Here is a 23,521-nt window from a genome sequence, read left to right as displayed (position 1 = left end):
GGACCCGACCCGGGCATCATGCGCAGCTTGTGTCACTTGCTTGGGAACTTATACCATGGCTTGTACATGGAAATGCAGAGTGGGGTGATTTTTTGGCGATCTTCAGTAAAAGCACGACCGGATTATTGATTCGAGGTGTAATTTTACTGGCTGCTCTCTCTCTTGCTTATCTGTTTAATTTGATCCCGTATGTTGGTTTCAGGTTTATCGGGTTATTAGTTTTGGTGATGTTCGGTTGGGCTATAATTGGGCGGACATTCCCGCAGCGGTTCCGGGATTATTCATGGTGGCAAGCGATTCTGTATTGGTCATTGATCGCAGCTATCGCCGGGACGATATTGTATACTGTTATGGGATAAAAAACGGATAAGACCAAATATAAGCCCGCCAGCTGGCGGGCAAACCGGACAGGGTTTATCCTCGTCCGTTTTTTTATCTCTTATGTTTGAAACATGTGATTAATCATCCGCGAATCCCGGCAGCTTATCATGGGCGGCATGATGTAACCCTCCCCCAAACGTAGATTCAATCAGATGTAAAAAGCTTCTCATGAGTTCATTGAACTTGTGGGAAGCTTTTTCTTCGATATGGGACAGTAACAACCCTGCAAACGGGTGCATGAATTGTCGGATGGCGGATTTCTGCTGTTGCTATACTAGACGCATGGGAGGTGATGGTGATGGATTGGCTGGAAAGAATGAATGGCGCATTAAGTTATATCGAAGAAAATCTGACGAATGACATCGACTATCGGGAAGTCGCAAGGATTGCTTGCTGTTCGGAGTATCATTTTAAACGAATGTTTTCTTTTATCGCCGGTGTGACTCTGTCCGAATATATCCGTTGCCGGCGCCTGACTTTGGCTGCGTTTGATTTGAAAAATACCCACGTAAAAGTAATCGATGTGGCGATTCAATACGGATACAACTCGCCGGATGCGTTTTCCAGGGCTTTCCGAAGCTTACATGGTGTTACCCCTACTGCTGCAAGAAATAATGGCCATTTACTGAAGGCTTATCCTCCTATCACCTTCCAACTATCGATCAGGGGAGGAACGGTCATGAACTATAGAATCGAGGAAAAGGATGCTTTTCAAGTAGTCGGGATCAAAAAACGGGTCAAGCTGATCAACAGCGGAATCAATCCGGAGATCGTTCAAGTATGGGAAAGCATCAGTGAGGAGACGCTTTCGCAAATCGAGGCACTCTCCAACCTTGAACCTTTAGGCCCGCTAAACGTTTGTGCGAACTTTTCTGAAGAGGGATCAGAACAGGGGGAGCTGGATTATTATATTGCCGCTGCCACGACCCAAAAGTGTCCGGATCACTTGACGAAGCTGGAAATTCCGGCTTTCACATGGGCCGTGTTTGAAGTGGCGGGCGACTGGCCGGAAGTACAGGAGGTTTGGGGAAGAATCTATTCAGAATGGTTTCCCACATCCGGTTATGAACATGGAGAGGGTCCGGAAATCCTGGGCAGTCGTGATCACACAAGTGAAATATGGATTCCGGTTGTTAGCAATTGAACCATTTTCATGCACTTTTTCAGCATAAAAAAGGAGGCGGATGATGATGGCATCTATTAATATCAAGCTTTATTTGATACACAGGCTAAAAAAGCGGCCGCTTTTAATTCCCAACTATTCGAATATTCGATAATATCTCTTGTCACTCGTTATCCAGAAGATCGGGAAGAATGCTTAAGATGCGGTGTGGATCCATTATCAAGTGAACCCATTGAAGGCGAAACGGGATCATAAAATGGCATCATGATTCCATAGCCATTCGAAACAGAAAAAAGCTTCTCACATACACTCGTGAGAAGCTTTTTTCTGTCTAAACAAGATCGTTAGGAGCGTTCCAGACGGGCGATGCGCTCGTCCAGGTCCGGGTGGCTGGAAAAAAGCTTCAGCAATCCGGATTTGTTGTTGATTTTCATCGTTTGCATGGATGTCTGGCTGTCGTCCACCATATCCACATGGTTTTGGAGCGAGCGCAGCGCGTGTATCATCTTGTCTTTTCCAGCAAAATCGGCTCCACCGCGATCGGCGTGGAATTCCCGGTAGCGGGAGAAAGCCATCACGACGATACTGCCCAAAATGGAGAAAATGATTTGAAACAGGATGATGCAGACGAAGTGGACGATCCCGGCCATTTCTTCCCGTACGAATCGCGAAACCGCAAAAGCTGCAATCCGGGACAGGAAGACAACAAAGGTGTTGATTACGCCTTGCAACAGGGTCATGGTCACCATGTCGCCGTTGGCGATATGGGCTACTTCATGGCCGATCACTCCTTCAACAGCATCCGAATCCATCCGATCCAACAAACCGGTGGAAACAGCCACAAGGGAGCGGTTTTTGGTGGGGCCGGTCGCAAAGGCGTTCACTTCCGGAGAATCGTAGATTCCTACTTGGGGCATTTCGGAAATCCCTGCTTTACGGGACATCGAATGCACTTGCTCGATGAGCCAACGCTCGTCTTGGGTCAGGTTGGGATCATCGGGAGACAGCACCCGGACGCCCATCATCCACTTCGCCATCATGCGTGAGATGGCCAGCGAGATAAACGCGCCCGAAAAACCGACGATGGCACTAAATGCCAACAGGGTTCCGTAATCGATTCCCTGTGATGTGATATAGTTGCCGACGCCAAAAATGGAAGTAAAGATAACGATGGTTGTCAGGACCAGCACGTTGACTATGATAAACAGAAAAATCCTCTTCATTCGATCCACTCCCGTACATCGATTTCTGCTTGTGTGAAACACAGCAGTGAGTACTTGCTCTCTATAAATATTAACATTCTCCGGTTATATTGGAACCGGATTTTGTAACCGATTTATCACATTTTTGTAGCGAAACCCTTTCTTCAGGGGGTTCGCACGATAATCCTCCACCCCGAATGGCGGATAAACGGGTGATGAGTTTATCCGTTCACCTTCCATAGGACGATCCTTTTCCGATATAGTAAAGAATAGATGCATCATTATAAAATCCCCCTGTCTTTTGGGGGATGTGGGAGGGACTTTTATGGATAACGAAAACCAATCTGAAGTGGTGCCAAAGAAAAGAGAATCGTCGACAGGCTTGGATCCGAAAGTGGCAGCGTTATTGTGTTATGTCTTGGGCTGGGTGACGGGTCTCATCTTTCTGCTCATGGAAAAGGAAAATCGATTTGTGAAATTTCACGCCTGGCAGTCCATCATTACCTTTGGCGGATTGACTGTGTTAAGCCTTGTCGCTAATTTCATCCCCATTCTCGGTCAAATTATCAGTTTCTTGCTTTTCCCTATTTCGCTGGTCCTCTGGATCGTCCTTATGGTCAAGGCCTATCAGGAAGAATGGTATAAACTGCCCGTGGCTGGTGACATCGCCGAAAACCAACTGAAGTGAGCGAAAAGAAGGCCCCCCCCCTGCCGGGGGTTTTTTTGTTGATCCCTTTTCTATCAAGTGACAACATCATCACCGCCAGATCGGGTTTACACACGATTGAAAGCGTGAACAATGGAAGTGGAAAGAATCCTCATCATTTGGCTTAGTGAAGGAGAGGATCACTCATGGCGAATGTGAAAATCCAGACGATGGATCGCGGACCGTTGATTGTACGTGGAGAGGTGGAGTTGGTGGATGCCGAGGGGAACCGGTTTGAAACAAAAAAACAGTTTGCCCTTTGCCGATGCGGATTGTCTCAAAACAAACCATTCTGCGATGGTGCGCATTCCGGCAACTTTGAAGATTGCGTACGAGCAAAAAACGTGCTGTAAATGAGAGTTCCCCTAAAAGGCTGATGTTGTCTACTCACTTCCAGAGAATCGATCCGCAAATACCTCACCGAGCACGGATAAAACGGCCTGTTCAGGATGCTCGGTGATATCGTATGGATTCCGTTTGAATTTGCGGTATTCTTCATTTAGACACCGCTGGGCAAGGGTGTAAATCTGTTTGGAATCATAGGCTGCATGGAAGACATTATCTCCACGGATTCTGTTTTTTTGGCGATTGCCGATATCGAGAGCCGGCAGACGAAAAAACGGGGCTTCGATTAATGCACTGCTGCTGTTTCCAACCATTAAATCGACTCGAGAAAGTAGAAATAGAAAGTGATCAGAGGGGATCGAGGGCAGAAAAAGTCCTTTTTTCTGTCGCGCGAACGATTCCAGCTCGACTCGGAATCGTTCGCCTCCTGCATCGCTGTTGGGTCCCACCACGAACCAGGAACATTCTTTGATCGGAGCGAGGGCATTGGTGACAGTCGTGATTTGTTCCTGGAAGGACAACGGGTCTTTTGAGTCGGGATGTATGGCCACCAGCACTTTTTTTTGGGGGGTATTCAGACGGTAACGACGTTCCAGCTTTTTTATACAGGAGGACGGCCATAATTTGATGGCTTGAATACCGGATTTGCGGAGGGAGCCGACTGCGTAAATGGTACAGGAGGGAATACCTGACTGGATGAGGACATCCCGGGCTTCATGGGTGGCGGTTAAGTGCCAGTCGGCCAATTGAGAGAGTGCATGCCGCACGGCATCATCGGCCGAACCGCTTTTTTCCCCGCCGTGCAGATGGAATATAGGAAGATTGAGATAATGGGCAGCGATCCCGGCTGCCAACATCTCTCCCCGATCGCCAAGCAGAAGAACACCATCGGGTGAAGCCTGAGCGAACAGATCAGCAAAGTAAAGGAGGGCCAGACCGGTGGTTTGGGCCATGGCGCGTGTGCTGTCTCCTTTTACCAGGATGGAGGGGGAGGCGAGTATCGTGAAACCATCCTGTTCAATCTCCCGCTTGGTTCGACCGTATTCTTCCAGAAGATGCATTCCCGTTACCACCAATTGGGGGGAAAAGCGCGGATCCTTCTCCAGTTCAAATAAAAGAGGACGGTAGATCCCATAGTCTGCCCGTGTTCCGGTGACCACTGCGATTTGAATGTCGGATGGCTTTTTAGTCATACCGGATCGTCTCTTTCAAATCTTGTTCTCTTAACGTGTCGCCCTTACGCTTGGTGACACGAAGGGTACAACCGATTACAGCGTTCCAGCGCTCCGCCCCGAGTCCCGTCTGAGGGCGGAGGCATTCTAAATCGGACTCCCTCAGACGAGAACCCGCAGGCAAATCGTGTTTGATATACAAACCGCGACGAACCACCTTCATCGTCTCCCTTTCTGAGAGAGCGGGTTTTTTGACTGCCCTGCCCATGGCCGCTTCCACATGCCGGATCGCGCGTATCATGGTTGTAAATTCAGAGGGGCTCAGGGAAGCACGGTGGTCGGGGCCGCTTAACCGGCGGTCCAATGTCATGTGCTTTTCCAGGATGCGATACCCCATCGTGGCCGCGGCTATGGGGACTTCGATCCCTTCCGAATGGTCCGAGTAACCGATACAGTCTCCAAAGGCCTTGCGCATGGGGGCGAGAGCCCGCAGGTTTAAGTCTTGGTAAGGGGCCGGATAGGCGGAGGTGCAGTGCAGGAGAGCCGTTTTCACCTTTAAAGGGATACAAGACAGTGTCGCCTGGATTTCCTGAATGGTTGCCATCCCGGTGGAGAGGAGAAGCGGCTTGCCATACGTGGCCAGATGATGAAGCAAAGGGAGGCAAGTCAGATCTCCGCTCCCCACCTTAAACAGATCGACGCCGAGCCGGTGGAGAAAAGCGGCACTTTCCATATCGAAGGGGGTTGCGAGGAAAGCGATTCCTTTGTTATCACAAGCCTTCCGAATTCGGATCCAATCTTCCTCCGGCAGCTCCAGGCCTTGCAACATCGTTCGTTGATCCGAATAACCGGCCTTCTTCTGATAAGCGGCTGTCCTTGTATTGGGAGCGACGAGGCGATCCGCTCGAAAAAGCTGAAACTTAATCGCGTCGGCACCTGCCAGATGAGCGGCTTTCACCAGGCGCAGGGCCAACTCTGCGGAGCCGTTATGGTTCACACCGGCCTCAGCAATGATCATGATGCCGCGATCATCTCCGAGAAAACGGTCACCGATTTGCATCGAATCCCTCCTTTTTTAGGGCAATAGCCAGTTCGCCAATCACTTTTTCCTGTTCCTTCGGTGTGATTTGATTAAAGAAAGGGATTGCCAGCGTGCGTTCCGCCATGGTTTCGCTGACTGGGAAGTTTCCAGGCCGGAAATCAAAACGGGAATAAAAATCATGCTGTAGATGGATGACGGGGAAATACGCCCGGCTTTGAATTCCGTTGCTTCCTAGGTGATGGATTACCCGTTCCCGTTGGATCCCCTGGGGCAGAATGACGATAAAGACAAACCAACTGATCTGGCATGCCTCGGGAATCCGGGGAAGATCGACGGGAACACGGTAGTGGCGGAGCAATTGGATATACCGTTTGGCAACGTCTGCGCGGCGAGCGAGGATCTCTTCCAAGCGCTCCAGCTGAACGAGGCCGAGAGCGGCCTGTAACTCAGACATGCGGTAGTTGTAGCCCACACGATCATGTTGAAGCCACTGGGAACCGGGATCCCGTCCCTGATTGCGCAGGCTTAATGCCAGATCACGGAGACCGGGGTCATCCGTTAACAGCATGCCTCCCTCTCCGGTTGTGATCTGTTTATTCGGATAGAAACCGAACACGGCCGCCTCTCCCCATGTACCGGCAGGCTTTCCTTTCCAGGTGGCTCCGATGGCTTCACAGGCATCTTCGATCATCTTCAGATGGTGGCGGTCCGCGATTTCCCGGATGACATCCATCTCACATACTTGACCAAATAGGTGGACGGGTAGAATGCCGCGGGTACGCGGGGTGATGGCCGCTTCCACCTGAGCGGCATCCAATGTGAGTGTTTCCGGGTTGATGTCGACAAAGACCGGCCGCACCCCTTCATAGAGAAGGCAGTTACCGGAAGCGATGAAACTGTAGGGAGTGGTAATGACTTCATCACCCGGTCCGAGGCCGAGGGCTTTTACCGCCACGTGAAGGGCGCTGGTCCCGCTGTTGAGAGCGACTCCGTAAGCGCGGCCGAAGCGGCGGGCAAACCGGGCTTCAAATTCTGCTGTCCGGGGGCCGAGGCTGAGCACCCCCGATCGCAACACGTTTGTTACCGATTGGATTTCCCGTTCATCGATATCGGGACGGGCTAAGAGAATACGCATCTGATGTGCCTCTCCTTTACGGATCAAATGGTTCGGATTGGACGGGCGGGAACACCGACAGCCACACTTCCGTCTTTCAAATCACGGGTGACGACTGCTCCCGCTCCCACGACGCAATGGGTCCCCACCCGAATTCCTGGGAGAATGATGGCTCCGGCTCCCACCTCGGAGCCGGAGCCCACTTCTGCGGAGCCGGCCAAAACGGCTCCGGGTCCTACGTTGACATAGTGGCCGATGCGACTGTCGTGCTCCAAGACGGCTTGCGTATTAACGATGCAGCCCGTACCTGTTTGGGCTCCGGGATTCAGTACGGCACCGGCCATGACAGCCGTTCCGTCTCCGATGACGGAAGTGGAAGCCAAGGTGCTTCTGTCGTGAATCGCGTGATAGACCGTCCATCCTTTATGAAGCAGAAACTGTATTTTCTCCTTCCGGATCGTCGGATCCCCGATCGCAACATGCCATCCCTTGATGTTAAAAGGAACGGACTCCATCACAGTGGGGTCGTCGGGGAATAGAGGGGAAGGATTCCAGCTGTCATGGGCGGTATTGGCAAAGAAGACCTGACGCCGCGTCGGTTGGACTCGCGTAAGGATGTCCGCCACCACCCGAGCATGCCCTCCAGCGCCGATAATAGCGATCGCCTGCTGGTTCGCTTTCATTACCTCCCCTCCTGTAAAGCCTTAAGGATTACCTTACGCAGACGGATTCCTGAGGAGCCGTCTGCAATCATGGTTTGGGAAAGAAAGGATTTAGCCAGATGTTTCATATGGGTTCGATAATTAGGTTTTTCTATAAAATGACGGAGAGAACGACGGAGTTCCTCTTGATTTCGGATCGTTATTCCGGCATTTGACTGTACTAATAGTGAAGAGGAGTCATTATTCGTATGTTCGTAAAGGTAAGGAAGGGGAGGCTGTAGAATAAACACCCCTTTCCCGAACATGGCTGCTTCCACAGCGGTGTTGGAGCTGATGGTCATCAGTGCGTCCATGTTGGCCAAGCAGTCATACAGGGAGGTGACGGAACGGGAAGGAAGGATGAATGGGGGGTGTCGGCTGATTTCGGAATAATCGGTTTCATCGCTGGGGTGTGGAAGCAGGATGCAAGTGATTGGCAACCCTTCCATCGCGTAAGCGATCCAACGGGTCAGCGTTTGGTTTACCGTTTCCCCGTAGAACTGGCTGGCAAAGACGAGGATTCGATGTTCGGGGGAGATCCCTAACCGTTTTCGAAATTCCGCTTGACTGATGACGGGTTCTAAGCGTTTTCTTTCAAAGCTTACGTTGCCCACTGTGTGAATGCGATGAGCAGGAATCCCCCTGCGACGAAACCACTTTTCGTAGTTAGGACCCCATACGCAAACGTGAGAGGCGCGGATCGGCAATATGGATCGATCGCTTACAAAGACTTGGGGAGCCAGGATGAAGGGAATACCGTAATGCGCGGCTGTAAGCGTAATTGGATACATGGTTTCCGTTTGATCCAATACCGCTCCAATGGAATAGTGATGAATAATCCGTTGATAGGTGTACAGGAGAAGTAATTTATGTCTGATTCGAGAACGAAGCCAATGATGGAAAGAAGGATCGCGAAAAAGCAGGTGGTGTTGATTTTCTGCAACCAAATCCTCCGTTATCTTCCAAATAGCGAGTAGTTTTTTCTTTATCGAATCGGGTTGCATCCAGTCAGTCAGGTGACAAATCTGACAGTGATCGGGGATTTGGTGAGAAAGCTTCTCTGCATCCCTCACTCCATTGACTATAAGTATCACGGATTGATCTTTCAGGTATTCTTCGATAAAGGGAAGAAAGGATGGAGAAGTCAGGATGGAACGACGATCAGAGTTGTTCGACCCATCAACGAGAGGCTGGGGCAGGCGGCCTAATTCTCTCTGAACGTCGCGGACGGTGTAAAACCGATGCGATTCCGCCAGTTTCGCCGTGACCTCCGGATCGTTTTTATACTTGTCGACGTAGGGACGGATCCATTGATGAAACTCCCGCTGCATCATGGGGGGCAGCGATAATCCGTCAGCGGTCAGCGAACGAAAGTGATGAAAAAAATCCAGTGTCCAGCCGTAACGAAGGACATTGTGGCCGTTTAATGTCTCTTGACCGTACATCATAAATTCCCTTCTTTCTTTAAGGTGGAATGATCTTGGAATCGATGTGACAGGATTGGCGGTGTTCGACCACACCTGCTCGTTCTCTTTACTGTCGTCCCTTCTTTAAGGCTTGAAGAATCACCTTGCGCAGACGGTTTCCTGCGAAACCGTCTAGGACCACGGTTTGGGATCGAAAGGATCTTGCCAGGCGTTCCATCTGGGATCGAAAAGCTGGTTTTTTTACAAAATGATGGAGGTGACGTCGGAGTTCCTGTTTATTTCGGCTCGTTACACCGGCATGTAATCGTGTTAAGAGTGTATAGGAATCATTGTTTGTCAGTTCGTAATGATAGGGAAGGGGAGGCTGAAGAATAAACACCCCTTTATCGTACATGGCCGCTTCGATGGCGGTGATGGAGCTGATGGTCATCAGTGCGTCCATGTTGGCTAGGCAGTCGTACAGGGAGGTGACGGAACGGGAAGGAAGGATGAATGGGGAATGCCGGCTGATTTCGGAGTAGTCGGTTTCATCGCTGGGGTGTGGTAGCAGAAGGCAAGTGATCGGCAAGCCTTTTACAGCATAAGCGATCCAACGGGTCAGCATTTGGTTTACCGTTTCCCCGTAAAACTGGCTGGTAAAAACGAGAATTCGGTGATTCGGGGCGATCCCCAATCGTTTTCGAAATTCCGCTTGGCTGATGACGGGTTCCGAACGCTTACTTTCAAAGCTCACATTGCCCACGGTGTAAATCCGATGAGCAGGGATCCCCCTCCGCTGAAAAAACTTTTTGTAGTTCGGTCCCCATACGCAAATGTGAGAAGCACGGGTGGGCAATACAGATCGGTCGGTTACAAAGACTTGGGGAGCCAGGATGAAGGGAATGTCATATCGGGCGGTTATAAGCGTAAGTGGATAGATCGTTTCCGTTTGCTCCAACACCGCTCCAATCGAATAGTGATGGATCATCCGTTGATAGGCGTGGAGGAGGAGCAGTTTGTGACCGATTCGGGAACGAAGCCAACCAAGGAAAACAGGACTACCAAAAAGAAGGTGGTTTTGATTTTTTGCAACTAAATCCTCTGCTGCCTTCCATAGAGCCCGTTTTTTCTCCATCACTTGATCGGGCTGCAGCCAGTCGGTCAGACGACAAACCTGACAGTTTTTTGGGATTTGGTGCTGTGAGAGCTTTTCTGCATCCTTTTTTCCATTGACTACAAGGATGACAGATTGATCTTTCAGGTATTCTTCGATAAAGGGAAAAAAGGATGGAGAAGTCAAGATGGAACGACGGTCGGTGTGGTGTGATTTGTCAACGAGAGGCTGAGGCAGGAGGCTCAACCCTCTCTGAACGTCGCGGACAGTGTAAAACCGATGCGATTTTGCCAGTTTTGCCACTACATCCGGATCGTTCCTATACTTGTCGACGTAGGGGCGGATCCATTGATGAAACTCCCGCTGCATCATGGGAGGGAGCGATAGTCCGTCTGCGGTCAGCGTTCGAAAGTGATGAAAAAAATCCTGTGTCCAGCCGTAACGAAGGACATTGTGTCCGTTTAATGTCTCTTGACCGTACATCATGGATTCCCTTCTTTCCGGAGAGGTGGAACCATCTTGGTGTAGATCGTTTGACAGGATTGGCAGTGTTCGTCGATTTTCGGAAGTAGATCCTCTTCTTTGAAAAGGAAGGAAGCGGTCAGACGGTAGAGGCCCGGCTTAAATTGGCGATCCCGCTCGTCGGATAGGAGAACCGAAGTCCAATCGTCCTGTCCGGGCCATTGCACCTTCAATTTTTCCAGCGGACAAAGAAGAAGCCGCCGTTTTGCCGTTCGCAGATCAATCGACCATCGCCCCGGTGCCGCCCAATCGGCGTGATAGGAAAACAAAGCTCCCCGCTCAGTTTTTCCCGCTCCTGCAAACTGTGCGGCGGAAGGATGCCACGGGAGCGAGCCCGAGGAAAAAGTGTGCAGGCGGCTGGGGAATCCTCCGAGGTAAAAGGCGAGGTCAATCACATGGCTGGAATTGGCCAAAAGCCAATTCTGTTTGACGGTCTCCGGGAGGGAGGAGGTAGCGACAGCCTGGCTTCTCTCGGTAAACTCGAAGTGAAAGGATTGTAGGCCGCCATCCGCCTCGATCCATTCCCGGGCTTTTTGAACGGATGCGTAAAAACGGCGGTTATACGCAATGAAAACACGGGCGATGTGCTTCCCACTCTCCTTTTTTACTTGAATCAATTCACTCGTATTCAATCCCCCCGGCTTCTCCACGAGAATATGCCGGACGTTATGACGGATTAACTGAATGGTTGCATCCGCCAACGCTTCAATCCCGGTACAGACAATGGCTGCGGCCGGTCGTGTTTTGGTTTTTTTTAGATAGGAGGATAGTCCCCCTTCGATGACGGACGCCCCTGTCTTTTGACGGAAGGCTTCCGCTGAGGAGGCTCCCCTCCCCACCGTCTGAAAAGGGACTCCCATCGCTTGCAGTACCTTGGCGTACTCGACCGCCATTCTCCCACTTCCCACCAAGAGACAGGAATTTATGTGATCGGACATACGGATCCCCCCTTTTTGGTCACTTGGGAATGGTGCTCTCCCAACACCCGTAATAGAGGAAGGTGAAGACGGAGGGATTCTTCAAAAGTGGGGAGGTCGGAACGGCCATTGGTTAGAATGTCCTTTACGATCCGGCTCGTCAGTTGGCTTTGAAGCAGAACCGGATAGTCCTTTCGTTCCCAGCGCCATCCCGTTCTCTCATCCGCCAACCACACGTATCCTTCCAGCGGGTGAACGGCGCATCGGAGGATGTCGCTGTCAAGAAAGAGGGTCAGAGGGGTCCCTTCGCGGTCATAGGAAGTGATCGTGATGGAACCATTGGAAGACCTTCCCCGCAGGGTACCTGTAAACTCGACAAATCCGGGTCGTTTGGCGGGATGGACGACAGGATCCAAATCTTCTGCAAAAAGCTGTTCAATCGGATGTTTAGTCAAATAGGCGAAAAGATCCAAGTGGTGGATGGAATTACTCCCCAATCCGAGCCGTGTCCCGCTCGCATGGTACGTTACACGGGAAGCAAGGCGCATCTTTTCCTTTAAGTGCCGGAAAAAGGGATGAAGGCGCATGGGGCAATTGACCCAAGTCTGAACTTTTTTTTCTTGGATAAGCCGTTGGACAGCCGAGAAAGAATCCGCATCTTGAAAGACCACTTTTTCCAAAATGAGAAAGGGAATCCGTCTGCCGCGCAGTAGTTCTTCCACGGCGAACCGCCTCACATCGGCGGTGGTGGCGACAATCACCAGATCGAGGGCATCGGGAAGGTCATGGATGTTTTGGCAGCAGACCAGGCGTGAACACCCAGAGGTCGTTTTTTGAACGATTTCTTTTGCTTGAATCAGTGCGGAAGAGAAAGGTTCAACCGCGTAAACGATCAGTTGCATCTCCGACCTGGCCAAGGATTCCAGGTGTCTTCTTCCAATCTGTCCGGTTCCGACGATTGCAACGCTCTTGGTTACCATGCGCTGAATCCCCCATCTACCACGATGTTTTGACCGGTAATATAACGGGAGGCATCCGATGCTAGAAAGAGGAGAGCACCGACGATCTCTTCCGGTTGCGCCATTCGGCCGAGCGGTGTTCTTTTGGCATACTGACGCTTAAACGATTCATTTTGGCCGCTTTCCACTCCCCCAGGAGTCAACATGTTGACCCGAATCCCGTAACGGGCCCATTGCGTGGCCAGATTGCGTGTCAGTCCCCAGACAGCCGCCTTTGATGCGGCATAGACGGTCGGAGTGCTGATCGCTCTCCCCATATATCGGGATGACCGATAAAGGCTGGGATCCGGGCCCAACATTCCATAGATCGAGGAGGTTTGAATGACCGATCCGGGAGTTTGATTGTGAATCATCCGCTTTCCTATGCTTTGAGCGACATAAAACATGGCATCCAGGTTTACCGCCATCACTTGGCGCCAGATTGTGGGGGAAAACTTCTCAAATGAAGTATAGAACGCATCTGGGTTATCCGTCTTCGTGGCTGCATTGTTGTGGAGAATCTGGATGGGTCCCAATTCTGTGGATGCTTTCTGGATCATTTCTTCCACTCGATCAGGGGACGATAAATCGCATCCGTACCCTTTGGAACGAATTCCGTATCTCATTTCCAATTCTCGTGCGAATCGGGAACAGGTGTTTTGATCCAAGTCGACGACGGCAATATCCGCTCCGAATTCAGCCAACCCCTGACAGAAATGACGCCCCAGAATACCCAGCGCTCCGGTGACAAGGGCGGTTTTTCCTTTTAGTTGAAATTGCTCCTTATAGCCGGATTTCATCCATTTTCACCTCTCTTTTTTGCTGGATGGATGTTCGGCCCGCGATCAGGATCTTCATGGCTTCCAGGGTTTCCGAGGGAGGGATGGAAGGGATTCCGGTTTGGATCGATTGGAAAAAGTGCCACAACATTCTTCGAAACATCGTGAAGCGATCCCGAATCTCCAAATCCAGTCTTCCTTCGGCACCCCAAATCTGCAGAGAATAAAAGGGAGTCGAGTCTCCAAGTGTATCGATATGAAAAAGGGATCCATCCGACAAGGATACGGCTACGGATGTATGAGCCGCTCTAAGGGCATATACGCTTAAAGCGGGGGCGGATAACAGAGGGGAGGCCAGGTCGATTAAGTGAATACCATAATGTTCCCATGAATGAACGATGGTGCCGCGGATTAACCTTAAAGCCCCCAGTGATTTTGGGTTTCTACGCAGGGAGTCCATTTCCGGGGCATAGCGCATTCCCGAACAAGACATTAATTTTCCCGATTCCAAGTAGGGACGCAGTTGTCTTAATTCTTCTATGTCAACAGATAAGGGTTTGTCGATGAAGACAGGGAGCCCCGCTTTGAGAAACGGGAGAGCAAGGGGAAGACGGGAGCCGAGGTCGTCCCGGGCAATAATAACCGCATCCACTTCACCGAGCATTTCCACGGGCCGGGCGACGGGGTGCGAAATATGACACGCTTGACAGAGAAGGCGGGTCATCCGTTGATCCTGGGTCCACGCGTGAGTGACCCGGACGTTTCCTATGCCAAAATCGGCTGGATCCCGCACCTTTAAATACTGATGAATAACCTTCCATCCTGCTTGAACCATGGGAGCGGGCTCATATCCGTTGAGGATGGCGGAATATGAAAAAGGGTGCCCGTTTCCTGGAGAAAGTCCGATGATACCAACGCGGGTCACCATATGGACCAGCCGCCGTCGACGGAAAGATGTTGGCCGGTCATATAACTGGACGCGTCGGAACACATCAGGGCGACGGCTCCTTTTAGTTCTTCGGGTTGCCCGATCCGACCGAGGGGATTTCTTTCTGCCAGACGCTGCATAAAAACTTTGTCCTGTTGTGCTTCCGGGTGGGGGAATGGACCAGGGCTGAGACAATTGACTCGTATTCCGTAGGGGGATAGAAAGCTGGCCATGTATTTGGATAATTGAATGACACCGGCTTTAGCTGCTCCGTAGCCGGGGGGATTGACATGCTGGTTTCCTTGATACAACCGGTAATCCGGTGCGACGTGCCCATACATGGATGTGATGTTGAGAATGACCCCTCGTTTTTTTTTCAATCCGGGTATGGCATGTCGGACACAGCGGAATACCGAGGTTAGACTCATCTCCAGATCATGGCGCCAACTCTCCTCTGTTGCGGATTCCAAGGAACTTTTCCTTCCGGACCAGGCATTATTAACGAGAATATCTAATCCGCTCGTTTGTTGATGGATGGTTTCAAAAGCCAATTGGACGGAGTGTGGGTCGATCAGGTCGATTTTTAATGGAGTGGCCTGGATGGATGGAAAACGACGCCGTAATTTTTCGCACCATTCCCGGCACTTTTGCAGGTTTCGGCTGGCGATGATCACATCCGCTCCAAGTTCCGCCAGCGTTTCAGAAATAGAAGATCCGAGGTATCCGGCTCCTCCCGTGACAAGTGCCGTTTTGCCGGTTAAGGATAACTGCTCCTGTAATGTTTTCATAGGTTTCTCTCCTTGAGGAGGGTTTCCGCGATCAGCAGGTCCCGGGTTTCATTGATGTCGATGGAACGCTCCGAAGGGATGACCAGTGCCCCGATGTTTCCGAAAAAGACGGATTTCGCCTGGTTGTCGAGACGATTGGTTACAAAGCAATAGACGGTCCCATCCATTTGATAGACGGGTTCCAACTGTTGCTGGGGAACCCATGGTTGTGCTTCCGGGACGAAGACGGATGGCTTACTCATCTGGATCCTCCACGTTTTATAAGGGTGAATATCGGCCTTTTTGAAGGTGGCGACGGAATCAAAGGCTGATGGATCATTGTGAAGCATCTTAAGGCAACGCTGGATGTCTTTCGGTCTTCGCAGTGGATTGGTAGGTTCCAGGTAGACGGTGTATTTCGGAATGTTTCCTTCTTTGCGCCAACGCTCCAGCAGGTCCCGTATGACATCCACAGGCAGGGAATCGTCTTGAGCAAGATGAACGGGACGCTTCATCACTTTGGCGCCGTATTGATAAGCGGTATCGGCGATTTGATCATGATCGGTGGAAACAATCACCCGATCGATCTCCGGGGTGGCAAGAGCGGTTTCAATCGTCCAAGCGATCAGGGGCTTTCCAGCCAGCGGCACTATGTTTTTCAGAGGAATTCGTTTACTGCCTCCACGTGCAGGAATAACGGCAAATACTGTATTTCCATCGATCATTCGTTGATCCACCCCCTTTGGGAGAGGGTGTCACAAGATTTCAGCAGTTCATCGATCTCATGGGCAGAAATCCGTTTCACTCGGTCTGAGCGATACGAGTGCAAGCGGACACGGCGAAATCCGGGATATTTCCGGGAAAGACCTTCGGGAGGGATCAGATACAATTGATCGTTTTCCAGCGTTTTTTCCATCTCATGATCAAACATCAGTTCTTCATATAACTTCTCTCCTAGGCGGGCACCGGTAATCCGAATGAGCGGATCTTGATATTGGTGCAGGCGACAGTAACGACGGATGGATTGCACGAGGTCATCTATCGATAAGGCCTTCATTTTAAAGATGAAGGTTTCCCCCCCTTGAGAGTAAGCGAGAGCGAGAATGGTAAGTTGAACGGCCTCCGAGATACTCATAAAGAAGCGTGTCATACGCAGATCCGTTATGGTTAACTCCTGCTGAAGCCGGGCTTGAGTAAGTAAGAGGGGAATAACCGAACCTCTGGAGCCGATCACGTTGCCGAAACGGACGGAACAGAAATGGGTACAGGGGTTGTTGTTGGCCTGATAAAACATCCTCTCGCTCACCAATTTGCTGGCTCCGAGAACACTGGTGGGAAAGACTACCTTATCTGTGCTGATGTTTACGACTTTTTTCACCCTGTTTTGTATACAAGCTTCGATCAAGTTGTACGCACCGATGATATTGGTACAAGTGGCCTCCATCGGCTGCTGTTCACAAGCGGGAACCTGTTTTTGTGCCGCTAAGTTAAAAACAAGGTCGATATCCCGTGTGATAGACTGAACAGCCCGAGCATCACGGATGTCTCCTAAATAAAAACCAAGGCAAGCATGATCTTGAAAAAGGTTTTTCATATGGTGATGCTTATTCTCATCACGACTGAAAACAACGATTTGGGAGGGATTATAAGTGAGGAGGCGCTGGACGACCGCTGAACCGATGGATCCAGTCCCTCCCGTTACGAGGATTCGCTTGTCGCGAAAAAGCCGATCGATCTGAGATGAGTTTTTCATTTTAGTTTATCTCCTTACTCCCATTACTAGTTTCAATATATGTGGGATTGATAGGAATGGACCGGCACTGCCCTATTTTTTAAGGAACCAAGCGGGAGTCTAGCAAACAGCTCTTATTATCTTCCATTCATTCAAAGGTCTTCACACGCTTTCTTATCACTAAAAAAGCATGCCGATAAAAATCGGCATGCTTTTTTTAGTAGTAATAGGAATGGACTTCTTCGTCAGGAGCGGGTTGTTTCCCCATGATACGTGCTAACACCGGCGGGTTGATATTGCCTCCGCTGACGATGACGCCGACCCTGTAAGCATCTTCCGGCAGCTTTCCGCTCATTAAAGCGGCGAGGGGAACCGCGCTGGAAAGTTCGATCACCAGCTTCAGCCGCAGGAAGACCCAGCGCAAGGCTTCCCAGATTTCCTCTTCTGTGACCGTGATCACGGACTCTACAAGGGATTGGATGATTGGGAAAGTCATCGATCCTGGAATGGTGTTGCGGAGGCTGTCGGCGATGGTGTAAAGAGAAGGTTCCTTTTTTGGGTCCCGAAAAAGGAAAACAATCCCTGGCATCGAAACTTATATCAGAAGGTGACGGAATATAGGCGATTATGTCGAACCGACCCTTCATTTGGGAGGAATGCAAACAATCATGGAAACGGAACAACGGTGTTGTGTGGTGGGTTTGGGTTATATCGGCCTTCCTACGGCTGCCGTCTTTGCAGACCGGGGCTGGAAGGTGATCGGGGCGGATGTGGATCCCCACGTGGTGGCCGTGGTAAATGACGGACGGGTACACATCGAGGAGCCGGGATTGGCGGAACTGCTCCAGCGGCAGGTGAAGCGCGGGCGGCTGCAAGCCGCTCTGGCACCAGAGCCGGCCGATGTCTTTATCATCGCCGTACCGACACCCATCCATCCGGATCAACGGGCCAATCTGGATTATGTGGAGGAGGCCGTTCACAGTCTGCTGCCGGTTTTGTCACCGGGAAATATGGTGATCGTGGAGTCGACGGTTCCGCCTCGGACGATGGATGACCGGGTGGCACCGATCTTAACGGCTGCCGGGTGGCGGATCGGAGAGGATCTGTATCTGGCCCACTGCCCGGAACGGGTTCTGCCCGGACGGATTCTGCATGAGCTCAGCCATAATCATCGCATCGTGGGAGGAGTGGATCCGGTTTCAACGAAGAAGGCGGCCCGTGTTTATCGGACAGTGGTTCAAGGAGAGGTGATGGAGACGGAAGCCATTACCGCTGAGATGACCAAGCTGATGGAGAATACCTACCGGGATGTGAACATTGCACTGGCCAATGAGCTGGTGCGTGTATCCGATCGTTTGGGAATCGATGCCTGGGAAGTGATTCGTCTGGCCAACCAACATCCGCGGGTGAATCTGCACCAACCCGGTCCCGGTGTGGGTGGACACTGCTTGGCTGTCGATCCTTACTTCATTACGGAAAAGGCCCCCGATGAGGCCCTCTTGATTCGCACCGCCCGAAAGATCAACAGCAGCATGCCAGCCTATGTTGCGAACTGGGTAAAGGAAATGGTAAAGGGAAGGACTGCGCCCAAGGTGGCGCTGTTCGGACTGGCGTATAAGGGAAATGTGGACGATATCCGAGAGAGTCCCGCTCTTGCGGTGTGGGAAGAGCTGTCACGGGATAAGGAGTTGCAGGTAGTTGTACACGATCCCTTTGTGGAAGAGGAAAAAGTGGCCATTCCCCTGATGGAGGCGGATGAAGCGATGCAAGATGCGGACTGCCTCGTCATTTTGACCGATCATGAACCGTTTAAATATCTGGAGGGAAATCGGATCGCCGAACGGATGCGTACGCCATGGATCCTCGACACCAAAGGAATTTTGCAAACCGATCATCCCCAATTGGTGATTCAACGTTTGGGAACGCCGCGGGCTGTGGTTTCTCCGGTTGGATCCGCTCATTAAAGTCTATCATTTATCTTTTATCACGGTTGGAATATATCGAAATCCCCCGTCACCGGGGGATTTCGTGTGAGCGGGAAATCGGTATCGTAAGATAGAATAAGAGAGGAACAGGGTATAGATTGGTGGACATCTTATGAAGTTTACGGATCGGAGGTCTCAGATTTGAAACAGGTGCAAACCATCCAGTCGGAAGACCACCTGCAGCCGCGCATCGCCGAAGTGATCAAACAAGTGGAACGTGTCATGGTCGGGAAACGGGAAACGATCCAGCTGTGTCTCGTGGCACTGTTGTGCCGGGGGCATGTGCTGTTAGAAGATGTACCGGGTGTGGGTAAAACGATGCTGGTGAAGGCGCTGGCCAAATCGGTGGGTTGCCGCTTTCGCAGAATTCAGTTCACTCCCGATCTTCTGCCCTCGGATGTCACGGGATTCTCGATCTATAATCAAAAAACGCATCAATTTGAATTCCGTCCGGGACCCGTTATGTCTCATGTGGTGTTGGCTGACGAAATCAACCGGACTTCCCCTAAAACCCAGTCCGCATTATTGGAGGCTTTGGAGGAGGGAAGCGTTACCGTGGACGGGGACACATATGAGTTGGAACAGCCTTTTTTCGTGATGGCAACCCAAAATCCAATTGAGTACGAGGGAACGTTTCCTCTTCCAGAAGCTCAGTTGGACCGGTTTCTGCTAAAACTCAGCTTGGGATATCCGAGTGCCGTGGAGGAAGCGGAAGTGCTGGCCCGGATCCGCCATTATCATCCTATTGAAGATGTGACCGAAGCCATCTCCCGAAAGGAATTGCTGGAACTGCAAAGGGACGTGCGGCAAGTGCATGTGGATGACTCCGTCGCTGATTATATTGTGGAAGTGGTACAGGCGACCCGCACTCCGGATGAAGTATATCTGGGAGCCAGCCCCCGGGGATCGATCGCCCTGTTCCGGACCGCCCAGGCTTGGGCGTTTATCCAGGGGCGAACGTACGTCATTCCCGATGATGTGAAAAAACTGACTCCCCTCACTTTGGGCCATCGCATCATTCTCAATTCCGAAGCGCGATTAAGCGGGTTTCACGTAGAGGGGTTGCTAAAACGAATCCTGTCGCGGGTGCCGGTGCCGGTCCTGCCGCAGGAAAGCAAAGGGTGATTGGCGTTGAAGCGATTTCAGGGGGTCCTCGTCCTTACCCTGTTAACGGCAGCCGCCTATGCTTTTGCCCGTTTTCAAGGAGGGCATGTGCCTTGGTTCCTTTTTTACGCATCCCTGGTGATCACCGGTTATGTGTGGTTCGTCCAGCAGTTTACCCTGTCTGGTGCGGAAATCACCCGTACCCTGTCCGCCAATCAAATCACGCAGGGGGAGCAATTGCGAATCCTGGTTTCTTACCGGTTGCGTAAGCCGTCTCCTCTTTCCTGGCTGATCATCCGTCACTATGGGGAAGCAGCCGCTTTTCTGGAAGAAGACAGACAGGTGGACTTTCCAGGCTGGAAACGACAAGGACGGGGGGAGGTGGTGACATACCGCCTGCCCCGGGGGCGGCATCGTTTTGACGGAGTGGAAGTCTCATCGGGGGATCTGTTCGGGTTTGTGGAAAAGAAGCGGATCCTGGACAAACGGGAAGAAGTGTTGGTCTTTCCGCGGATTCATCCCATCCGGTTCTGGTCGGCGATCCATGAGCGCAAGGCCGGCCGGTCCTTATCCACTCCCCGGATCAGCGAGGATGTGACCGCTGTCGTAGGTGTACGCGATTATACCAACCGGGACCGTCTCAGCCGCATCCATTGGAAAGCGTCCGCCCGTGGTCAGGGACTAAAAGTGAAGGAGTTTGAACAGCAGGTTACTCACGATTTGCTGTTTGTATTGGACTGTTGTATGGAAGAGGGGAGCCCCGATCCTGATCAATCTGTCCGGTTTGAGCGTGCTGTCAGCCTGACCGCATCCCTGATCCACCACGCCATGGAGCGGCGTCTCATCGCCGGGTTGCTCACCAATGGGCATACGCCCTGCAGTTTACCGATGGGACGGGGACAGGAGCATCTGTTGCGATTACTTCGTCATTTGGCTGAAGTGCGGGCGGATGGGTCTTTCCCACTGGACGAAGTGGTGGCCCAGCAAGTTTCCCGTCTCTCCAGAGGAGCAAAAGTTGTCTTAATAAGTACCCGTCTAGGTGAAGATGCACGCAAAGCCGTGGCCCACCTTTCTCATTTCCGCATGCAAGTGGAGTATTGCTGGATCAACACGGAGGAACCTCCGACGACGGCGGAAACAGCCTGTTACACACAATTGCGCCAATGGGGTGTTCATTGTGTTCCGGTGCCTCATGACGGCTTTAACGAGATTTTCAGGGGAGGTGGCTCCCATGGCGGAAAACATATGGCAAACCAGTAATCCTCCATCCCGGGGACGGGGATGGGGATTATCCGTTCTGGTCACGCTGTTGGTCTGGGAATGCTTGCTCCCCTTTTCGGAAATCGAGGGTACCGACCGAGTGGATGTGTTTTTTTTGGCTTTCCTGTTGTTGTTGATTTTACAGCTTTTGTTTCAGTCCGCTTGGGTGCGCTTGCCCCTGTCCGCCCTTGTGCTGGGGGGGATGTTGTATGTCGCCCACTTTGCCAAGCAATACCCGTTTCTGGACTGGATATGGCTGCAGGAGTGGATGACGGATGTGGCACAAGGTTGGTCCGTGTGGTGGGGGGAACAAGGGTGGATCGGCCCTCCGTCCTTTCATACCTTTTGGTTTCTCCTCAGTCTATGGGGGCTGTCGATCCTGTTTCGTATTTGGGCATTGGAGCGGGGAAGGATCTTCCCCTTTATAATCGGGGCGGTGATCGCACTCTCCATTTTGGACAGCTTCACTCCATATGACGCCAGTAGCGCCATCCTGCGTGTGTTTGTTTACAGTTTTGTAGCCTTGGCTTGGCTGCGTCTGTCTCAATTGAGGGAACAATCGGCAGGAGAGCCTCCCCCTGCCAGAGGTTGGACCCTTTTGGCTGCTCTGCTCATTTTATCAGCGGTGGGGACGGGCTGGATGGCACCCAAACCGGAAGCCAGTTGGCCCAATCCGGCTGCCTGGATCCAGAGTGGGGATGAGCGGGCCGGGGGAGGACCCGGATTTCGCCGGATCGGTTACAGCCGGGATGACAGCCGCTTGGGCGGTTCGCTGCTGATGAACGAGGATGTGGTGATAGAAGCATTTCTGGAAACCCCTTATTATTGGCGGGGAGAGTCCCGTGATCTATATACGGGAAAGGGATGGCAAAACACCTTGCAGCCCGAGGACCAATGGGTGTTTCCGGAGAACGGCGGGGAAAACGAGGATGGATACGAGTCGGTAAAAATCGATTCACAGCTTTTTCAGAACGTATCCAGTGATGAAAATCGGGTGTTCAGCCTTTCCCAAAGGGGCTACCCGGTCCTGTTTACGCCTGGTCAATTAAAGCGAATCCATTTTCTTGAGCCGGCTGCCATGTTGTTGCCACAACCGGAGCATGGCGGCTTTATCACAGCCCAGCATGTTTCTCTCGAACGGTATGGCATAGAGGCAAAAATCCCCCGCATCAATGAAGAGGATCTGAGGGGGACCGGCGGGGATTACCCCCGGGAGATTACCGATATCTATCTTCAACTTCCGGACTCTTTGCCGGATCGGGTACGGGAATTGGCCCGGGAAGTGGGCGGTGGAGAGGATAACCCCTACGATGCGGTTAAAGCAGTGGAGGGCTTCTTACGCAGGGAAGGCGGCTACACCTATGAATTGGATGAGGTGCCGATTCCGGGGGATGGGGATGATTTCGTCGATCAGTTTTTGTTTGACTCAAAACAGGGATACTGTGACCATTTTTCCACTTCGATGGTGGTCATGCTGCGCAGCCTGGATATCCCGGCCCGTTGGGTAAAAGGATTTGCGCCTGGAAATTCGGAACGGGTGAGCGATGACAAGGTATTGAAAGCCTATGATACAGAAGAGCTCTACCAGGTAAATGTGAAAAACAGCAATGCCCACTCCTGGGTGGAGGTTTACTTTGAGGATCGCGGTTGGATTCCTTTCGAACCGACCCCCGGTTTTTCCAATCCCACACCGATCGATTGGGATGTGGATTCTGCGGATGATGGGACGGACAGCGGGGTGAACGATACCGATACTACTGTCGGCGGCTCCGATTCCCGGGATCCGCAGCTGGAGCAAGATCCGAATCAATCAGAAGGAGCGGACGCCTCTGAAGGGGCACTCCGTTGGCAACCCTGGGCATGGGGTGCCGGACTGATGTTATCCGCTATGGGCTTTTTCATATGGTTTCTTCGTTATCGCTTACTCTGGTGGTGGTACCAACGATCGCCGTCCTCTGACGATTCGATCTTCCGTGCCTATCGTTCCTTGTTACGTTGGTTGTCTTGGTACCAGGGTCCCCGCCGTCCGCATCAAACCCTGCGGGAGTATGTACTGGAGCGGGATTGGCTCAGCCAGCCTTCGGATGAATTAAGGGAGCTCACCTGTGCCTATGAGGAATCCCGCTACGGCAAAGGGGAGCCGGGGCTAAAGGAACGAACCTGGCAGCTTTGGAAACGGGTGATGGAGCAATTCCGTCCTTCATAACGGGGACTGGGGTTGGA

The 23,521-nt window shown here is 51.7% G+C and carries 22 protein-coding genes; 7 read left to right on the top strand and 15 right to left on the bottom strand.

The window, feature by feature from the left end; genetic code table 11:
* Positions 1 to 679: 679 nt before the first annotated feature.
* Positions 680 to 1,525 carry an AraC family transcriptional regulator gene (locus tag JOE21_RS16970; RefSeq protein ID WP_309868574.1) on the top strand — a complete coding sequence of 282 codons (846 nt, stop codon included), beginning with the start codon at positions 680 to 682 and terminating at the stop codon, positions 1,523 to 1,525.
* A 323-nt stretch (positions 1,526 to 1,848) separates the two neighbouring features.
* Here the strand turns inward: JOE21_RS16970 and htpX are convergent, their stop codons facing one another.
* On the bottom strand, positions 1,849 to 2,727 hold the full coding sequence (htpX, locus tag JOE21_RS16965) for a protease HtpX (protein WP_309868573.1): 879 nt from the start codon (positions 2,725 to 2,727) through the stop codon (positions 1,849 to 1,851).
* A gap of 304 nt (positions 2,728 to 3,031) precedes the next feature.
* Here htpX and JOE21_RS16960 point away from each other — a divergent pair, with 304 nt between their 5' ends.
* Together JOE21_RS16960 and JOE21_RS16955 are read left to right on the top strand one after the other, a co-directional pair.
* Positions 3,032 to 3,394 carry a DUF4870 domain-containing protein gene (locus tag JOE21_RS16960; RefSeq protein WP_309868572.1) on the top strand — a complete coding sequence of 121 codons (363 nt, stop codon included), beginning with the start codon at positions 3,032 to 3,034 and terminating at the stop codon, positions 3,392 to 3,394.
* Between the two features lie 164 nt (positions 3,395 to 3,558).
* On the top strand, positions 3,559 to 3,765 hold the full coding sequence (locus JOE21_RS16955) for a CDGSH iron-sulfur domain-containing protein (protein ID WP_309868570.1): 207 nt from the start codon (positions 3,559 to 3,561) through the stop codon (positions 3,763 to 3,765).
* A gap of 30 nt (positions 3,766 to 3,795) precedes the next feature.
* On the opposite strand, the gene neuC is transcribed toward JOE21_RS16955, so the two are convergent.
* The 14 genes from neuC to JOE21_RS16885 all read right to left on the bottom strand — a co-directional run bounded on the left by neuC (position 3,796) and on the right by JOE21_RS16885 (position 17,538).
* Entirely contained in the window at positions 3,796 to 4,950 is a 1,155-nt protein-coding gene (neuC, locus tag JOE21_RS16950) for a UDP-N-acetylglucosamine 2-epimerase (RefSeq protein ID WP_309868568.1), read from the bottom strand.
* Entirely contained in the window at positions 4,943 to 5,989 is a 1,047-nt protein-coding gene (locus JOE21_RS16945) for an N-acetylneuraminate synthase family protein (protein WP_309868566.1), read from the bottom strand. The genes neuC and JOE21_RS16945 overlap by 8 nt, the downstream gene beginning before the upstream one ends.
* The gene (locus JOE21_RS16940) at positions 5,976 to 7,106 is read right to left on the bottom strand and encodes a DegT/DnrJ/EryC1/StrS family aminotransferase (RefSeq protein ID WP_309868564.1); all 1,131 of its coding nucleotides are present in this window, start codon (positions 7,104 to 7,106) and stop codon (positions 5,976 to 5,978) included. The genes JOE21_RS16945 and JOE21_RS16940 overlap by 14 nt, the downstream gene beginning before the upstream one ends.
* 23 nt (positions 7,107 to 7,129) lie before the next feature.
* A complete protein-coding gene (locus JOE21_RS16935; protein WP_309868562.1) occupies positions 7,130 to 7,768 on the bottom strand; it encodes an acetyltransferase in 639 nt (212 codons plus the stop codon).
* Positions 7,768 to 9,234 carry a hypothetical protein gene (locus tag JOE21_RS16930; RefSeq protein WP_309868560.1) on the bottom strand — a complete coding sequence of 489 codons (1,467 nt, stop codon included), beginning with the start codon at positions 9,232 to 9,234 and terminating at the stop codon, positions 7,768 to 7,770. The genes JOE21_RS16935 and JOE21_RS16930 overlap by 1 nt, the downstream gene beginning before the upstream one ends.
* A gap of 85 nt (positions 9,235 to 9,319) precedes the next feature.
* Positions 9,320 to 10,792, bottom strand: coding sequence for a hypothetical protein (locus JOE21_RS16925; RefSeq protein ID WP_309868559.1), 1,473 nt, complete (start codon positions 10,790 to 10,792; stop codon positions 9,320 to 9,322).
* Positions 10,789 to 11,766, bottom strand: a complete 978-nt coding sequence (locus JOE21_RS16920) for a Gfo/Idh/MocA family protein (protein WP_309868558.1) — start codon at positions 11,764 to 11,766, stop codon at positions 10,789 to 10,791. Before JOE21_RS16920 ends, JOE21_RS16925 begins: the two co-directional genes overlap by 4 nt.
* On the bottom strand, positions 11,751 to 12,725 hold the full coding sequence (locus tag JOE21_RS16915; RefSeq protein WP_309868557.1) for a Gfo/Idh/MocA family oxidoreductase: 975 nt from the start codon (positions 12,723 to 12,725) through the stop codon (positions 11,751 to 11,753). Before JOE21_RS16915 ends, JOE21_RS16920 begins: the two co-directional genes overlap by 16 nt.
* The gene (locus JOE21_RS16910; RefSeq protein WP_309868556.1) at positions 12,719 to 13,543 is read right to left on the bottom strand and encodes an SDR family NAD(P)-dependent oxidoreductase; all 825 of its coding nucleotides are present in this window, start codon (positions 13,541 to 13,543) and stop codon (positions 12,719 to 12,721) included. The genes JOE21_RS16915 and JOE21_RS16910 overlap by 7 nt, the downstream gene beginning before the upstream one ends.
* On the bottom strand, positions 13,527 to 14,357 hold the full coding sequence (locus tag JOE21_RS16905) for a Gfo/Idh/MocA family protein (RefSeq protein ID WP_309868555.1): 831 nt from the start codon (positions 14,355 to 14,357) through the stop codon (positions 13,527 to 13,529). The genes JOE21_RS16910 and JOE21_RS16905 overlap by 17 nt, the downstream gene beginning before the upstream one ends.
* Before the next feature lie 86 nt (positions 14,358 to 14,443).
* Positions 14,444 to 15,238: an SDR family NAD(P)-dependent oxidoreductase gene (locus tag JOE21_RS16900; RefSeq protein ID WP_309868554.1), complete on the bottom strand. Its 795-nt coding sequence runs from the start codon at positions 15,236 to 15,238 to the stop codon at positions 14,444 to 14,446.
* On the bottom strand, positions 15,235 to 15,942 hold the full coding sequence (locus JOE21_RS16895) for an acylneuraminate cytidylyltransferase family protein (protein WP_309868552.1): 708 nt from the start codon (positions 15,940 to 15,942) through the stop codon (positions 15,235 to 15,237). The genes JOE21_RS16900 and JOE21_RS16895 overlap by 4 nt, the downstream gene beginning before the upstream one ends.
* Complete coding sequence (locus JOE21_RS16890) at positions 15,939 to 16,970, bottom strand: SDR family NAD(P)-dependent oxidoreductase (protein ID WP_309868551.1); 1,032 nt, start codon at positions 16,968 to 16,970, stop codon at positions 15,939 to 15,941. Before JOE21_RS16890 ends, JOE21_RS16895 begins: the two co-directional genes overlap by 4 nt.
* 196 nt (positions 16,971 to 17,166) lie before the next feature.
* Positions 17,167 to 17,538, bottom strand: coding sequence for a pyridoxal-phosphate dependent enzyme (locus JOE21_RS16885; protein ID WP_309868548.1), 372 nt, complete (start codon positions 17,536 to 17,538; stop codon positions 17,167 to 17,169).
* Between the two features lie 79 nt (positions 17,539 to 17,617).
* Between JOE21_RS16885 and JOE21_RS16880 the strand changes: the two genes are divergently transcribed.
* From JOE21_RS16880 to JOE21_RS16865, 4 genes are all read left to right on the top strand, one after another.
* Positions 17,618 to 18,913, top strand: coding sequence for a nucleotide sugar dehydrogenase (locus JOE21_RS16880; protein WP_309868546.1), 1,296 nt, complete (start codon positions 17,618 to 17,620; stop codon positions 18,911 to 18,913).
* A gap of 162 nt (positions 18,914 to 19,075) precedes the next feature.
* Positions 19,076 to 20,059 carry an AAA family ATPase gene (locus tag JOE21_RS16875; RefSeq protein WP_309868544.1) on the top strand — a complete coding sequence of 328 codons (984 nt, stop codon included), beginning with the start codon at positions 19,076 to 19,078 and terminating at the stop codon, positions 20,057 to 20,059.
* Positions 20,060 to 20,065: 6 nt separating this feature from the next.
* On the top strand, positions 20,066 to 21,298 hold the full coding sequence (locus tag JOE21_RS16870) for a DUF58 domain-containing protein (protein WP_309868543.1): 1,233 nt from the start codon (positions 20,066 to 20,068) through the stop codon (positions 21,296 to 21,298).
* Complete coding sequence (locus JOE21_RS16865) at positions 21,270 to 23,504, top strand: DUF4129 domain-containing transglutaminase family protein (protein WP_309868542.1); 2,235 nt, start codon at positions 21,270 to 21,272, stop codon at positions 23,502 to 23,504. The genes JOE21_RS16870 and JOE21_RS16865 overlap by 29 nt, the downstream gene beginning before the upstream one ends.
* The last annotated feature ends 17 nt before the right edge of the window (positions 23,505 to 23,521 follow it).

This window comes from Desmospora profundinema (assembly GCF_031454155.1).
In the GTDB taxonomy this organism is placed as follows: Bacteria; Bacillota; Bacilli; order Thermoactinomycetales; family DSM-45169; genus Desmospora; species Desmospora profundinema.
Note: the sequence above shows the minus strand (reverse complement) of the source record. Positions and strands in the feature narration are given on the sequence as shown.

Bases quoted from the DNA above. Each gene is read 5' to 3' on its own strand.
- JOE21_RS16885 (WP_309868548.1), bottom strand. From the start codon at position 17,538: ATGCCAGGGATTGTTTTCCTTTTTCGGGACCCAAAAAAGGAACCTTCT.
- JOE21_RS16970 (WP_309868574.1), top strand. From the start codon at position 680: ATGGATTGGCTGGAAAGAATGAATGGCGCATTAAGTTATATCGAAGAA.
- JOE21_RS16880 (WP_309868546.1), top strand. From the start codon at position 17,618: ATGGAAACGGAACAACGGTGTTGTGTGGTGGGTTTGGGTTATATCGGC.
- JOE21_RS16940 (WP_309868564.1), bottom strand. From the start codon at position 7,106: ATGCGTATTCTCTTAGCCCGTCCCGATATCGATGAACGGGAAATCCAA.
- JOE21_RS16915 (WP_309868557.1), bottom strand. From the start codon at position 12,725: ATGGTAACCAAGAGCGTTGCAATCGTCGGAACCGGACAGATTGGAAGA.
- JOE21_RS16955 (WP_309868570.1), top strand. From the start codon at position 3,559: ATGGCGAATGTGAAAATCCAGACGATGGATCGCGGACCGTTGATTGTA.
- JOE21_RS16900 (WP_309868554.1), bottom strand. From the start codon at position 15,238: ATGAAAACATTACAGGAGCAGTTATCCTTAACCGGCAAAACGGCACTT.
- neuC (WP_309868568.1), bottom strand. From the start codon at position 4,950: ATGACTAAAAAGCCATCCGACATTCAAATCGCAGTGGTCACCGGAACA.
- htpX (WP_309868573.1), bottom strand. From the start codon at position 2,727: ATGAAGAGGATTTTTCTGTTTATCATAGTCAACGTGCTGGTCCTGACA.
- JOE21_RS16910 (WP_309868556.1), bottom strand. From the start codon at position 13,543: ATGAAATCCGGCTATAAGGAGCAATTTCAACTAAAAGGAAAAACCGCC.
- JOE21_RS16895 (WP_309868552.1), bottom strand. From the start codon at position 15,942: ATGATCGATGGAAATACAGTATTTGCCGTTATTCCTGCACGTGGAGGC.
- JOE21_RS16960 (WP_309868572.1), top strand. From the start codon at position 3,032: ATGGATAACGAAAACCAATCTGAAGTGGTGCCAAAGAAAAGAGAATCG.
- JOE21_RS16935 (WP_309868562.1), bottom strand. From the start codon at position 7,768: ATGAAAGCGAACCAGCAGGCGATCGCTATTATCGGCGCTGGAGGGCAT.
- JOE21_RS16905 (WP_309868555.1), bottom strand. From the start codon at position 14,357: ATGGTTCAAGCAGGATGGAAGGTTATTCATCAGTATTTAAAGGTGCGG.
- JOE21_RS16865 (WP_309868542.1), top strand. From the start codon at position 21,270: ATGGCGGAAAACATATGGCAAACCAGTAATCCTCCATCCCGGGGACGG.
- JOE21_RS16920 (WP_309868558.1), bottom strand. From the start codon at position 11,766: ATGTCCGATCACATAAATTCCTGTCTCTTGGTGGGAAGTGGGAGAATG.
- JOE21_RS16945 (WP_309868566.1), bottom strand. From the start codon at position 5,989: ATGCAAATCGGTGACCGTTTTCTCGGAGATGATCGCGGCATCATGATC.
- JOE21_RS16925 (WP_309868559.1), bottom strand. From the start codon at position 10,792: ATGATGTACGGTCAAGAGACATTAAACGGACACAATGTCCTTCGTTAC.
- JOE21_RS16890 (WP_309868551.1), bottom strand. From the start codon at position 16,970: ATGAAAAACTCATCTCAGATCGATCGGCTTTTTCGCGACAAGCGAATC.
- JOE21_RS16930 (WP_309868560.1), bottom strand. From the start codon at position 9,234: ATGATGTACGGTCAAGAGACATTAAACGGCCACAATGTCCTTCGTTAC.